Source organism: Duncaniella sp. C9, from assembly GCF_004803935.1.
GTDB classification, from domain to species: domain Bacteria; phylum Bacteroidota; class Bacteroidia; order Bacteroidales; family Muribaculaceae; genus Duncaniella; species Duncaniella muris.
Genome location: NZ_CP039547.1, coordinates 3,146,577 through 3,159,407, shown reverse-complemented (window position 1 = coordinate 3,159,407; position 12,831 = coordinate 3,146,577). Strand labels below are relative to the sequence as shown.

Below are 12,831 nucleotides of genomic sequence, written 5' to 3'. Positions count from 1 at the left end.
CTTGAACCGCCTAGGTAAAATCTCGCGTTTTTATACTAAATTTGCATCTGTTATGCTTGACATGTTGAAATTTTCGCGCAAGCCATATAAACTCGGACTCGTCCTCAGTGGAGGGGGAGCCCGCGGTTTTGCCCATGCCGGTGCTCTCAAGGCTCTTGAGGAGGTCGGCATAAAGCCCGACATTGTGGCCGGCGTGAGTGCCGGCTCGGTAGTCTCGGTGATGTATGCATCCGGAATGGCTCCTGAAGAGATCATCAAGGTATTCAGCGATGCCAAATTCGGCGATTTCGCTGAATTGGGTGTGCCGCGTGACGGCTTCTTCTCGATGGACGGCTTCAAAAAGTTTCTGCGCAGGCATGTCCGCTATGAGAATATCGAGGAACTGCCTCTTCCGGCGATGGTCTGCGCTACGGACCTTGACAACAACCGTCCGGTGGCCTTCTCGGAAGGCACTCTTGTGGACTGTGTGGCGGCTTCGTGCAGTATTCCTATTATATTCAAACCTGTAAGAATCAAAGGTGTCACTTACGTCGACGGCGGAGTGCTGGCCAACCTGCCGGCCTGGGCGCTCAGAGACAAGTGCAAATATCTCATCGGCATCAACTGCAGCCCCATGCCATCGCGCGGCAAGCCGAAATCTCTGATGGACATAGCCCACCGCACCTATGATCTGCTTGTCAAAAACAATTCGCAGGCTCAGATGGAGCTTTGCGACCTTGCCATCTCTATTGACGATGTGGCATCTTACAAAGTGTTTAATCTCAAAGAAATAACCCGTGTGTTCCGCTCAGGCTACGACAATACGCTCCAGGCTCTCCTGGATGCGGGATTCACCCTGCGCGGCGAACGGCGGAAGAAAAAATGAAACTATCCATAATGGACAGAAAACCAATCATCTATCAGCTATTACCAAGACTTTTTACAAACTCAAACCGTAACTGCATTCCCGGAGGCACATATCAGCAGAACGGTTCAGGCAAGTTCAACGACATAAATGAAGCCGTACTTTCAGGCATCAAGGAACTTGGAGCCACCCACGTGTGGTACACCGGAGTGATCGAGCATGCCACACGGACCGACTACAGCAGCGAGGGTATAAGCCCCGACAATCCTCACGTGGTCAAAGGCCAGGCCGGTTCTCCATATGCCATCAAGGACTACTATGACGTTGACCCCGATCTTGCTGTCAACGTCGGCAAGCGAATGGAAGAATTCGAAGCTCTCGTGGCCCGCACCCATGATGCCGGTCTTGACGTGATCATCGATTTTGTTCCGAACCACACAGCCCGCTGCTATCACAGCGATGTGAAGCCGGCCGGAATCAAGGACCTCGGCGAAGATGACAATACCGACATGTTCTTCGATCCGAACAACAATTATTATTATATAACCCGTCAGCTTTTCGCTCCGTCGGTCGACATGGGCAGCGGGAAGAAAGCATATATCGAATTTCCGGCCAAGGCCACGGGTGATGACTGCTTCTCGGCTTTCCCTGGCGTCAACAACTGGTATGACACCGTCAAGCTGAACTACGGGCGTGATCCCGGCAACTGGAGCACTCACTATTCGCCCATCCCTGACACCTGGATGAAGATGCTCCACATTCTGCGCTTCTGGGCCTCGAAAGGAGTCGATGCGTTCCGCTGCGACATGGTCCACATGGTGCCGCTGGAATTCTGGCAGTGGGCCATCCCTAATGTCAAGGACCGCTATCCGCACGTGAAATTCATAGCCGAGCTTTATGACATCCATATCTACCGCGATTTCATCGAAAAGGGCGGTTTCGACTATCTCTATGACAAGGTGAACCTCTACGATACTCTGCGGGCCATCCAGTGTCACAACCATTCGGCTGCTACAATCACAAACTGCTGGCAGACTGTCGAGGGCATTTCCCGGCACATGCTCAACTTCCTTGAGAACCATGACGAGCAGCGATTCGGCTCAAAGTTCTATGCCGGCGATCCCGCCAAAGTGATTCCGTCGCTGGTGGTCAGCTCCATGATTTCTACAGGTCCGATGATGATCTATGCCGGCCAGGAACTCGGAGAGCAGGCCACAGACAGCGAGGGCTTCAGCGGTTATGACGGACGAACCACAATTTTTGACTACTGGAGTGTCGGCACTCTGCGCCGGTGGTATAACGACGGCAAGCCAGGCGGAGCCTTGCTGACTCCGCGTGAGCGCTGGCTGAGGTCAAAATATTGCACCATCCTTAACATCTGCAACCGCGAGAGAGCCATCTCCGAGGGACGTTTCTTCGACCTTATGTATGTCAACTATCATAACCCTACACTCAATCCTCACCGCCAGTATGCCTTCATGCGCCACTGCGACGGCGAGACTCTTGTGATAGCAGTGAACTTCTCGGCTGATTCCTGTGATCTCGGCATCAACATTCCGCGCCATGCGTTCGAGATGTTAGGCATAGCAGAAGGCGAGGCCGTAGCCACAGAGCTCATAACCCGCGAGCAGGACACCAAACAGTTGAGCAGCACCGAGCCTTTCCGCACAATGGTGCCGCCTTATGATGCCGTGGTCTGGAAAATCCGCCACAATCAGATCCGTCAGAAAGCCAAAAAGTGATCAACCCGTAACCGCGTCGTTGCGGTCATGAAATAGTGAAAGGGGATGCGCCTGTCACCGGACGTTTCCCCTTTCATATTTTAAGATGGCTCTCTAATAGTCCAATACTATCGGCACCCGGTGTTCTTCCGCAAATCGGACAGCCTGGTAGAGCATCGAGTAGGCGCATTGGGCAAGATCTTCAGTGCGGTATTTTTCCTTTGGTGTTTTGTTAGTCCGTCTGATGAATCCTAAAATGAGTTTCGGCTCTTTGGTTTTTACCGGAACATAGTATTTATCGTTGCGCCATGAGAGGATAGTGGCCTCATCGGCTTTCCACAGCTGCCGGTTCAGTTCTTCCAGTTCCTTTTTCAGAAGTGACACCGTGGAGATTGAGCCTTCATTGCCTGTCGGGTATGCCGCTATAAAAATAGCATTGTCAGGAATGGGCAGCCAGAGATCTACATTATAAAGCAATGAGTTGACTATTTTTTTCGACATAGCTTCCTTGACTATAGGATCTTCAAGTGCGTCCCATCTGTTTTCCACATATTCCGGCAACGGGCGATTCAGAGACTGGCAGGCCTGCAACAACACCAGTGCGCCGAATGCTTCCCAATCCGGTTTGTCGGTATAGTAAGCGCATTCGCTTGTCTCGTCCCATAATGGCGAAGGGAGAGGCTGGTCGATGCCGGTGGCGATATTGTCAATCCATCGTGTGACCGTTTCTCTTATCTGATCAATTTCCGACGGATCTTCAACCGGTTTCATTTCATTGCCTGAACCGTCTGTCATTACGCATTTCTGTCCGTTTCCCTCAGACATCTGCTGGACGATGGTTTTCCAGTTGCGGCTGTAGTAGCGGGTCAGTTTTCCTGAATATATATCTAAGCCCATATTGCGAGAATGTTCTTTAGTCCGCTTGCAAAGTTAATATTTTTATTCAGATGTACATTCTTTATTGTTCCGTAAATGGCGAATTTTCAAGGTGAAAATTTTGTATTCCGACTCGATTGTGTAATTTTGTAATAGTATTGGCATTGTTCAGTCCCTGACATTTTGAAATAACAGGAAGTGTTGTGCTTATCATGTCTTCTATATCATAGAAGTTAAATCAAAATAATTAAATATAACATGAAGAAAATTACTGATTATCTGCTTGTGGTTGTAATGCTTTTCGCTTTGCAAGCTTGCTCGGACGATGACGAGCCCAAACATGTCGATCCCGCACGTATTTCGGGCAATTGGTACATTACAAATATCAGAGGTTGGGAATATGTTGGTGATGCTCAGGATGAAAAATATGAGTTTGACGAAACATTTAACTTTAATGGACAGGGTATTCCTGTCGGTGACAACATTATAGACGCTCAGAAAGTTGATATCGAAGTTGGCAGTTTCGATTCTGGAACCGAATCCTATAATATTGAAATTATCAGTTATTATTGGAGTGCATCAAGCCGGGAATGGAAGTTCAATCAGTCTGGCGAAGTAAGACTTAAGGGTAACCAATTCATTGACGGAACAATGAAAGCTACAATTAAAAAGCTCACTGACACTAACATGACAACGTATCAGAAAGACCAGGATGGGGAAACTTATATAACTTACACCAAGCTGTAATACGAACTCCACATAAGCTCAACTGCTGAATCATACAAATCCATAACTTGTGAAAAAAACAATCACAAGTTATGGATTTTAATTTGCTTTAATTTTTTATCAGAGGTTGTTTTTAATGACCTCTGATAAAAAATGCCGTCAGAGGCTGCGATATCAGACGCAATCTCTGACGGTCAGATTTTAGAAACTGTTGGTTAAACAGCCTTTCGGTTTCGGGTACTGTTATTTCACTACCACGCGGCGGATGTCGGTGAGGTTGGAGACGATGTAGAAGCCGGGTGTGAGCGGAAGTGTGGCGCTTCCGCTGACTGTGCGGTCGGCGAGGATCATGCCTTCGAGATTGTAGACGATGAAGCGGGAGGCTTCGCCGTGGTTCTCGATGACGAGTGAGCCGCCGAGCGAGTAGGCTTCCCAGGTCTGGATGTCATCTACTATCTCTATGGCTGACTGGCCTGCATAGTCGGTCACGGTGAAGTTGTCGATGTTCACGCGCTCGCCGGAGGTCTGGCGCAGACGGATGAGGTTGTCGCCTTTGACGTTGACCGGGAAGGTGAATTCCGTGTAAGCCGATGAGCTTATTTCGGCTTTGCCTGCACTCTGCCATGTCTGGCCGCTGTCAGCCGAGTATTCCACTTCGATGACTGCGTCATCATCGGTGCCGAAGCGTTTGGCCTGGAAGCTTATGGTGCCGATGCCGGCAGGCTTGGCCGATGCGGTGGTGATGGAGCTTGATGTGGTTTTGCCGAAGCGCACGGCGCCTGTTTTGTCAACACCTTCCGATGCGCTGAAGAGCACATCTTTGCAGTTCCATGTGGTGGCCGAGCCTTTGTAGACGTGGTTTCCGTAAGAGGTGCTTCCGATGGGGTTGAATGTCTCGATGAATGTCGGCACCGAGGGATCGGTCACGATGGCTTCCACCATTGAGTCGTCGGTGGAATAGCTTCCGGCGGTGGCAGTGATGAACGTTTCGTAGTGTCCGGCAGGGCTTGCGGCGATGCGGATGTAGAAGCGGTCTTCCATCGGGCGGAGGATCAGGGTGCGGGTCCATTCGGCTTTGTCGGTCGAGAGTTCGAACGGGCTGTTTACCGAGAGGGTGATTTCAGAGTCGATGTTTTCGGTCTCCAGCCAGAATTCCTCGCAGTCAGAGGGTTCGCCGGGCATTGCGGTGAGCACCACGCGGCTGTCGGAGCCATAGTGCATGATGTCAATTGAGGGCTGTGGCACGGCTGTGGTCACGGTCACGATATTGGATTTCATTGTGGCCGACGAGAGCTGATAAGTATAGGTGGTGCCGGGTTCGAGACCGGTAACGATGTGGCGTCCGTCATCGGCACGCACGGTCACGGGATAGCCGCTGATCGGTGTGCCGTTGAGGCTGACGGTCAGAGTGTAGTCCGAGTCTCCGGCAAGACCGGTCCAGCAGGCGGTGAAAGAGTCTTCGGTCACATAGGCTGCCTCATGGGCCGGGATGCCGTTGATGGCACTGGCTGTGAGTTTGACTTTTGTCACGAGTGATCCTGAAGTGAGAGTCAGGACCGCTGTGGCATTTTTTGCTGTCGATGAGCGGAAGGTGACAGTGACTGTGGCTGCCGAGCCGTTGATTTCGGCTGCCGGGACTGATGTGCGCGAGAGCGAGAAATCGGAGGAGCTGACGGTCAGACTGACAGCCGATGTGAGGTTCATGCCTTCGATTCTCACCGGCACCTGCAGAGGATAGTTGACGGCTGTGACTCCGAAGTTGACTGTCGAGCCGTTAAGCGGAAGATTGATCACCGGCTGCATGGTGGCCGATGAGTGCCAGCCTTCGGTTTTCTTGTCGCCCCAGATGTGGTCGGCCAGATCGGGGTGGTCAATGAAGGGGTTGCGGTTGCCCTGATATTTGCTGATGGCTTCGTTGCGGTCTATTTCTTTCTGGCTGACCGGGTCCTGGCGATGCCATTTGAGAAGCAGACTGACGGCCCAGGCATCGAACACCGGATAGCTGTTCTGGTCGAGCATGGCTCTGGCTTCGGTAGCGTTCCAGGAGGCGATGCGGTCGTTGTAGGCCGCGGCCATATAGAAATAGGAACGCGCGAAGTCACCTTTGTATTCATCAACGGGCTCAAACACAGTGCCGGAATAGCCGGGGAAGGTTGAGGCTCCGAGCTTGCCGAGAGGCTTGACTCCGTTGGCGGCGGCAACAGAAGAACCGTTGGCGCATTCGCCGTAGGGATGGTTGCTGCGCTGTCCGTTGACCTTGCCGTCAGTAGGATAGATGTGGAAAGCATCGGAATACATCGGACTTGCATCGTTAAACCAGCTTTTCGGCAGGGAGTGTTCGCGGTTGTAGCAGTCGCCTACTTTCGTGTAGCCGCCGCTTCCGCATTGTTCTTTGCGGTAGGTCCAGCGTTTGGTCGAATACATGTCCCAGATCTTTCCGTTTTCGTCAATATCGGAGGATCCGTAGACTCCCCACAGTCCGCTGTAGCCTACGTTGGTGTGCGGGCCTACAACCTTGCACAGGGCTGACAGAAGATCAGCTGCTTTTTTGCCTTCGCAGCTTTTGTAATAGTCGGAGGGAGCGGCCCCCAAAGAACTGCCGCCATTAGGAATGACGGCAGCAATGAGAGCAGACGTTTCATAGATGTCATATGAAGTCTTTATGTTGTCGGGTGAATTATCGTATAGATTATTTCAATGTGCGATATTGTTTCGAGTAGCGGAGCACCTGGGGGAGATAGTCTTCGTCGTAGCTGATTGTCACGTCGGTGATGTTGCCGTCTTTGTCGGTGACAGGAGTGTAGACGGGGTTGACGAAGCCTTTGTAAGGTGCGATGTTGAGTTTGGCGTAGCGTTCGAGTACTTCCTTGTGGAGGGCGGGATCGACTTTGACACCGTAGTTCTCCACGAGATCGCGTCCGGCCTGGTAGTCGCCTTCGCTCTTGATGCGCTGCACTTCGCCGAGAAGCTGACCGAAGAGTTCACGGAGTTTGGCGTAGTCGTTGATCTTGATGTAGGTTTTGCCGTCGCGTTTCACCATTTCGATCACGTTGTCGGGCTTGCCTTTTTCATAGACCCAGGCCGAGATGAGCTGGCGGTTGCGCATGTGGGCTTCCTCTACGTCTTTTCCGGGCTCGATGCGCATGAGCTGTGTCATGAGGCCGTTGAGGATGTATTTGTAGTACTCGGCCTTGTAGGCATCGGGGTTGTCGAGCAGACCGAGTTCAAGGAGCTTCGGATCGCCCAGGTAGTAGAGGGCAAAGAGGTCGGCGCGTGCTTCTTCAAGGGTTGATCCGTGGGCTTTCAGCGCATCGGGGTCTACACCGGGGAGCAGGCGTCCGGAGGCATGGCCGAGGCATTCGTGGAGGTCTGTGTGGAGGTTGTCAGTGATGAAGAGGTATTTGTCAAGGAGGTCGGATGTCTCCTTGTCGATGACGAATTCTTCGTTGAAGCCGTTGCCGTGCGATGCCTGGTCATATGCCTCGGTGATGTTTTCGAGGGTTACAGACTTCGAACCGTGGGCTGCGCGGATCCAGTTGGCGTTGGGAAGGTTGATGCCGATTGGTGTGGCAGGGTAGGCGTCGCCGGCGAGGATGGCGGCGGTGATCACCTTGGCGCTTACACCTTTCACTTCGTCTTTGCGGAAACGGGGATCGACGGGCGAGTGCTGCTCGAACCATTCGGCGTTGCCTGAGATAACCTCGGTGCGGTGGGAGGCTTCCTGATTTTTGAAGTTGACGATTGATTCATAAGCACCGGTCATTCCGAGGGGGTCGCCGTAGCTTTCGATGAATCCGTTTATGAAGTCGACCTGCGAGGCTGTGTCTTCAACCCATGCTATCGAGTATTCGTCGAAGGTCTTCAGGTTGCCGGTGCGGTAATATTCGATGAGCTTGTTGATGATGGCGCGCTGGGAGTCGTTTTCGGCATATTCCGCAGCTTTGCCGAGAAGATCCACTATTTTTGAGATGGATTCGGAGTAGAGACCGCCTACTTTGTAGACCTGCTCGACTACTTTGCCGTCCTGCTTTGTGAGACGTGCGTTCAGGCCCCATGAAACGGGGGTGGCATCGGTGGTGTCTTTAAGTGCGTTGTAGTAGTTTTCTACTTCGGGCTGCGAGATGTTGTCGTAGAGATTGTTGGCAGATGTGAGGATGAGGTCCTGTCCTTCGGCCTGGTTGACGCGCTTGGGCATCACTGAGGGGTCGAAAATGATGGTCAGGAGTGTTTCCAGATCTTCGGGCTGCTGGTCGGCGGGGAGTTTTGCCGCCAGGCCGGCGAGGAATTCGCGGCTGAACACGGGGGTGAACTTATCCATCGAATAGTGGTGATGGATGCCGTTGGCAAACTCGATCTGCTTCAGATAGAGTTCGAGACCTTTGAATTCGTCGCTCTCGCGGTCGCCGTCGAAGTTGGTGTAGACGTTCTCGATGAGGTCGCGGATAGCGAGGTTGTATTTGCCGTTCTGCTCCCAGAGAATGTCGCGGCCGGTGATGGCTGCCTCTGTCAGATAGTAGATGAGGATGCGCTGCTGAGGGGTCAGATTCTCAAAATCGGGCACTTTGTAGCGAAGCACCTCGATGTCGGCGAAACGGTCGACTGTGTAGTCGAAATCGTCAGCCGTTTCCTGTGTGGCTTTTGAGCCACAGGCTGTGATTGCCATTGCTGCCATTGCAGGAACAATAAATTTGGTTAATGACATGATTATGAGATTGGTTATGAGAATGTTTTTTTGACGTTCTGTCAGTTGGTTTGGCCAACTCTCTTACTCGACGTAGAGCACGAGGCCTTTGAGGTATTCGCCTTCGGGGTGGTAGATGTTGACCGGATGGTCGGCCGGCTGGGTGAGCTGATGGAGAATGCGCACCCGGCGGCCGGACATGGCTGCAGCGGTGAAGACGGCCAGACGGAACTGCTCTTTGCTGATGGCCTGCGAGCAGGAGAAGGTGAAGAGCACTCCTCCGGGAGCGATTTTCTCGAAGGCGGCGGCGTTGAGCCTGCGGTATCCTATCATTGCGTTGCGGATTGCGCTGCGGTGTTTGGCGAAGGCCGGGGGGTCGAGTATGATGAGGTCATAGGCGCCTTTTTCAACCTTTGCAAGATATTTGAAGGCGTCTTCGGCAAATGATTTGTGGCGGGTGTCGCCGGGGAAGTTCAGCTCGATGTTGGCATCGGTGAGGGTTATGGCTTTGGCCGAGCTGTCGACGGAGTGGACCAGTTCGGCGCCGCCGCGCATCGAGTAGACCGAGAAGCCGCCGGTGTAGCAGAACATGTTGAGCACTCTGGCTCCGGCGCTGTATTTCTGCAGCAGCGAGCGGTTGTCGCGCTGGTCTACGAAGAAGCCGGTTTTCTGCCCCTTGAGCCAGTCGATGTTGAATTTCAGGCCGTTTTCAATTGCGATATTAGTGTTGTAGCCACCTATTATATAGTCGTTGACCGGATCGAGGCGGGCTTTGAAGGGGAGGGTTGTCTCTGATTTGTAGTAAACGTTCTTGATTCCGGCATCGGGCAGGCGGGTCAGTTCTTCGGCTATGGTCAGGCGGGCGTAGTGCATGCCGGGGCTATGGGCTTGGAGCACTGCTGTGTCTCCGTAGATGTCTACAACGCATCCGGGCAGGAAGTCACCTTCGCCGTGGACCAGGCGGAAGGTTGAGTTGTCGGGGCGTATCAGGCCGAGGCGCCGGCGCAGGTCCCAGGCGTGGCGCAGACGCGAGGCGTAGAAGTTGCCGTCGATTGCCGAGTCGGTGTTTTCGAGCATACGCACGGCTATGGAGCCGATCTCATAGTGGCCTGTTCCGAGACAGCGTCCGTCAGAGGCTTCTACTCTTACGGTCTCGCCTTCTTCAAGACCGTCGGGCAGGCTGGCGATGGCACCTGAAAATACCCACGGGTGGAAGCGCAGGAGCGATTCTTCTTTTCCGCGCTTGAGGGTTATGGTTTTAAGCTGTGATGATGACATATTGACAGTTTATAACAATGTGTGTGGGCGGGGGAGAGGGGCCGGGTTATTTGAAGAATGCCCGGAAAATATCGTTGCCGTTGGCGTAGAGCAGCAGAAGCAGCAGGAAGGCCATGCCGATGTATTGGGCTACGATCAGAACCTTTTCCGGAGCCTGCCTGCGGGTGATGATCTCGTATAGGAGGAACATGACGTGCCCGCCGTCGAGTCCGGGAATGGGGATGATGTTCATGAATGCGAGCGCAACGGAAAGGAAGGCCGTGATTTCCCAGAAACTGAGCCAGTTCCAGCGTTCGGGAAACATGTTGCCGATTGCTCCGAATCCTCCGAGGCTCTCGGCTCCCTCTTGCGAGAAGACGTGCTTCATCGAGCTGACGTAGTTTGTGAGGGTGGTGGTGCCGATTTCCCAGCCTTTGGGGAATGACTGGAAGAAGCTGTAGTCAATGGTCACTGGGTTGTAGACGGCTGTGATCGGTCTGAGCTGGAAGCCGAGTTTGCCGTGTTCGTTGGGGGTGACTGGCAGACGCAGGGTCTTGCCGTCGCGCTCCACGGTCACTGTGGTCTCTTTCCCGGCATGGCTGACAAGGGCGGGGGTGAGCTCGGTGAACGAGGGAGTGGCTGTCGAGTCAACGGCTATGATGTGGTCGCCTTCTTTCAGTCCGGCCTTAGCGGCGGCCTCGCCGGGTACGATGCGGTCTATGTAGACCGGCAGGCGGTAGGCCAGGAAGCCCTTGTCTTCGTTGAGACGGAAGATGAAGTCATCGGGGATGGCGATGTCGACGGTATCGCGGTGGTTGCGGATCACTGTGACCACGTCGGCGTCGGCCATATGGTAGGGATAGTCACCCTTCGATGCGTCAAGCAGACGGCCGTCGGCCTTGTAAGGGATGTCGCCGTTGCGGAATCCTGCTTTCTGGGCAGCGGGAGCGAAGTCGAAGCCTTCGGTGGCAGCTTCGAAAGGTATGTACTGCGATCCCCAGTGCATGGCAATGCCGGCATAGATCAGAATCGCGAGTATGAAGTTGAAGAGCACGCCGCCGAGCATCACCAGCAGTCTCTGCCAGGCCGGTTTGGTGCGGAATTCCCAGGGTTTGGGCTCCTGCTTCATCTGTTCGGTGTCCATCGACTCGTCGATCATGCCGGAGATCTTGCAGTAGCCTCCGAGCGGGAGCCAGCCTATGCCGTATTCAGTGTCGCGCCATGAGCTTTTGTTTGGGTCTGCGCCCTCTTTGGCTTTGGGTTTCCACTTGAACAGCGAGAAGTAGGGGTCGAAAAACATGTAGAATTTCTCGACTCTGATGCCGAAAATGCGGGCGAAAATGAAGTGGCCGAATTCGTGGATGATCACGAGGAAGGCCAGGGCCACTATGAGCTGAAGGGCTTTTATAAGGAATGTTTCCATAAGAATTGTCAGTGTTGCTTATGATGTTGTTTTTTTACAACCTCTTTATTTGCGTGTCAGATTTTCTTCGGTAAATTTGATGGTGGCGTGATGTGTGGCCACATAGTCATCGAGCGACGGATATGCAATGAAATCTATGGCCTCAAGCGCCTGGGTGATGCAGCTGTAGATGGCTGGGAAGGAAATGCGTCCGTCAAGGAAGGCGCGCACTGCCACTTCGTTGGCGGCGTTGATGATGCAGGCCGTGTTTCCGCCGCGGCTGAGGGCATAGGGGGCGAGGGTCAGGCAGGGAAATTTTTCTGCATCGGGCTTCTCGAAGGTCAGCGTCGAATAGTCGGCAAGACTCAGCGGGCGTTCCGATGAGGGCAGGCGCGAGGCATCGCCGAGAGCATAGCGGATCGGCAGGCGCATGTCAGGAATTCCGAGCTGGGCTTTGACGGCGCCGTCGATAAACTCGACCATCGAGTGGATGATTGACTGAGGATGCACCACGGCCTCGATTCTCTCCGGCTCAATGTCGAAAAGCCAGCGGGCCTCGATGATCTCAAAGGCCTTGTTGAGCATGGTGGCTGAGTCGATAGTGATCTTGGCTCCCATCTGCCAGCGCGGGTGCAGCAGGGCCTCGCGGGCGGTCATCCGGGCTATGTGCTTGCTGTCCATTGTGCGGAACGGACCTCCCGAAGCGGTGATGATAAGTTTGTTGACCGAGCCTTTTTCCTCGCCGACCAGACACTGGTAGATCGCCGAGTGTTCCGAGTCGACGGGTATCACTTTTGATTTTGACTCGGCCAGAAGGCGGCTGACCAGTTCGCCGGCCACTACAAGAGTTTCCTTATTGGCCAAAGCTATTTCCTTGCCTGTGCGGATGGCGCGGACAGTGGGGAGCAGGCCGCTGTAGCCTACGGTGGCGGTCACCACCGTGTCGAAATCGTCGCGCTCCATCGCATCGGCTATTGCCGCGGCGCCGGAGGCAGTCTCTATACCTAAGGGAGAGAGAGCCTCGTGCAGACGGGCATATTTCGACTCATCGGCTATGATAGCAAGAGCCGGACGGTGAATGCGCGCCTGTTCTATCAGCTCGTCGACCTTAGAGCCGGCTGTCAGCACCGTGGCCTTGAACCGGTCAGGGAAGTGGGATATGACATCGAGTGTCTGCGTTCCGATCGACCCGGTTGAGCCGAGGATTGCTATATTATGTGGCATATGTTTTCAGATTGGTTGCTTTAAGAAGTGCAAAAATACGGAAAAATCCTCATTTTGGCATGATTTTTGCGGGAATAATAGTAAATTTGCATATACACGA

At 53.4% G+C, this 12,831-nt stretch carries 9 protein-coding genes; 3 read left to right on the top strand and 6 right to left on the bottom strand.

Translation table 11 applies throughout. From position 1 onward, the window contains the following. Positions 1-52: 52 nt before the first annotated feature. A complete protein-coding gene (locus E7745_RS13385; RefSeq protein ID WP_136409031.1) occupies positions 53-865 on the top strand; it encodes a patatin-like phospholipase family protein in 813 nt (270 codons plus the stop codon). Positions 866-876: 11 nt separating this feature from the next. Continuing rightward, a complete protein-coding gene (locus tag E7745_RS13380) occupies positions 877-2,586 on the top strand; it encodes an alpha-amylase family protein (RefSeq protein WP_240740322.1) in 1,710 nt (569 codons plus the stop codon). A 93-nt stretch (positions 2,587-2,679) separates the two neighbouring features. On the opposite strand, the gene E7745_RS13375 is transcribed toward E7745_RS13380, so the two are convergent. Continuing rightward, positions 2,680-3,462 (bottom strand): hypothetical protein, encoded by a 783-nt coding sequence (locus tag E7745_RS13375; protein ID WP_123398540.1) that lies wholly within the window; start codon positions 3,460-3,462, stop codon positions 2,680-2,682. A gap of 237 nt (positions 3,463-3,699) precedes the next feature. On the opposite strand from E7745_RS13375, the gene E7745_RS13370 reads away from it, so the two are divergent. Next, on the top strand, positions 3,700-4,188 hold the full coding sequence (locus E7745_RS13370) for a hypothetical protein (protein WP_107031258.1): 489 nt from the start codon (positions 3,700-3,702) through the stop codon (positions 4,186-4,188). A gap of 222 nt (positions 4,189-4,410) precedes the next feature. Here E7745_RS13370 and E7745_RS13365 read toward each other — a convergent pair whose 3' ends face one another. From E7745_RS13365 to E7745_RS13345, 5 genes are all read right to left on the bottom strand, one after another. Continuing rightward, the gene (locus tag E7745_RS13365) at positions 4,411-6,759 is read right to left on the bottom strand and encodes an endonuclease (RefSeq protein ID WP_240740321.1); all 2,349 of its coding nucleotides are present in this window, start codon (positions 6,757-6,759) and stop codon (positions 4,411-4,413) included. Between the two features lie 97 nt (positions 6,760-6,856). Next, complete coding sequence (locus tag E7745_RS13360; protein ID WP_136409029.1) at positions 6,857-8,869, bottom strand: dihydrofolate reductase; 2,013 nt, start codon at positions 8,867-8,869, stop codon at positions 6,857-6,859. Between the two features lie 63 nt (positions 8,870-8,932). Beyond that, complete coding sequence (locus E7745_RS13355; RefSeq protein ID WP_107031261.1) at positions 8,933-10,126, bottom strand: class I SAM-dependent rRNA methyltransferase; 1,194 nt, start codon at positions 10,124-10,126, stop codon at positions 8,933-8,935. Between the two features lie 46 nt (positions 10,127-10,172). Beyond that, complete coding sequence (rseP, locus tag E7745_RS13350) at positions 10,173-11,528, bottom strand: RIP metalloprotease RseP (protein WP_136409028.1); 1,356 nt, start codon at positions 11,526-11,528, stop codon at positions 10,173-10,175. Positions 11,529-11,573: 45 nt separating this feature from the next. Next, positions 11,574-12,731 (bottom strand): 1-deoxy-D-xylulose-5-phosphate reductoisomerase, encoded by a 1,158-nt coding sequence (locus E7745_RS13345; protein ID WP_107031351.1) that lies wholly within the window; start codon positions 12,729-12,731, stop codon positions 11,574-11,576. Positions 12,732-12,831: the final 100 nt, after the last annotated feature.

What these genes read in the sequence shown, in the direction of transcription:
- E7745_RS13385 (WP_136409031.1), top strand. Translation starts at nt 53, where the DNA reads ATGCTTGACATGTTGAAATTTTCGCGCAAGCCATATAAACTCGGACTC.
- E7745_RS13380 (WP_240740322.1), top strand. Translation starts at nt 877, where the DNA reads ATGGACAGAAAACCAATCATCTATCAGCTATTACCAAGACTTTTTACA.
- E7745_RS13375 (WP_123398540.1), bottom strand. Translation starts at nt 3,462, where the DNA reads ATGGGCTTAGATATATATTCAGGAAAACTGACCCGCTACTACAGCCGC.
- E7745_RS13370 (WP_107031258.1), top strand. Translation starts at nt 3,700, where the DNA reads ATGAAGAAAATTACTGATTATCTGCTTGTGGTTGTAATGCTTTTCGCT.
- E7745_RS13360 (WP_136409029.1), bottom strand. Translation starts at nt 8,869, where the DNA reads ATGTCATTAACCAAATTTATTGTTCCTGCAATGGCAGCAATGGCAATC.
- E7745_RS13355 (WP_107031261.1), bottom strand. Translation starts at nt 10,126, where the DNA reads ATGTCATCATCACAGCTTAAAACCATAACCCTCAAGCGCGGAAAAGAA.
- rseP (WP_136409028.1), bottom strand. Translation starts at nt 11,528, where the DNA reads ATGGAAACATTCCTTATAAAAGCCCTTCAGCTCATAGTGGCCCTGGCC.
- E7745_RS13345 (WP_107031351.1), bottom strand. Translation starts at nt 12,731, where the DNA reads ATGCCACATAATATAGCAATCCTCGGCTCAACCGGGTCGATCGGAACG.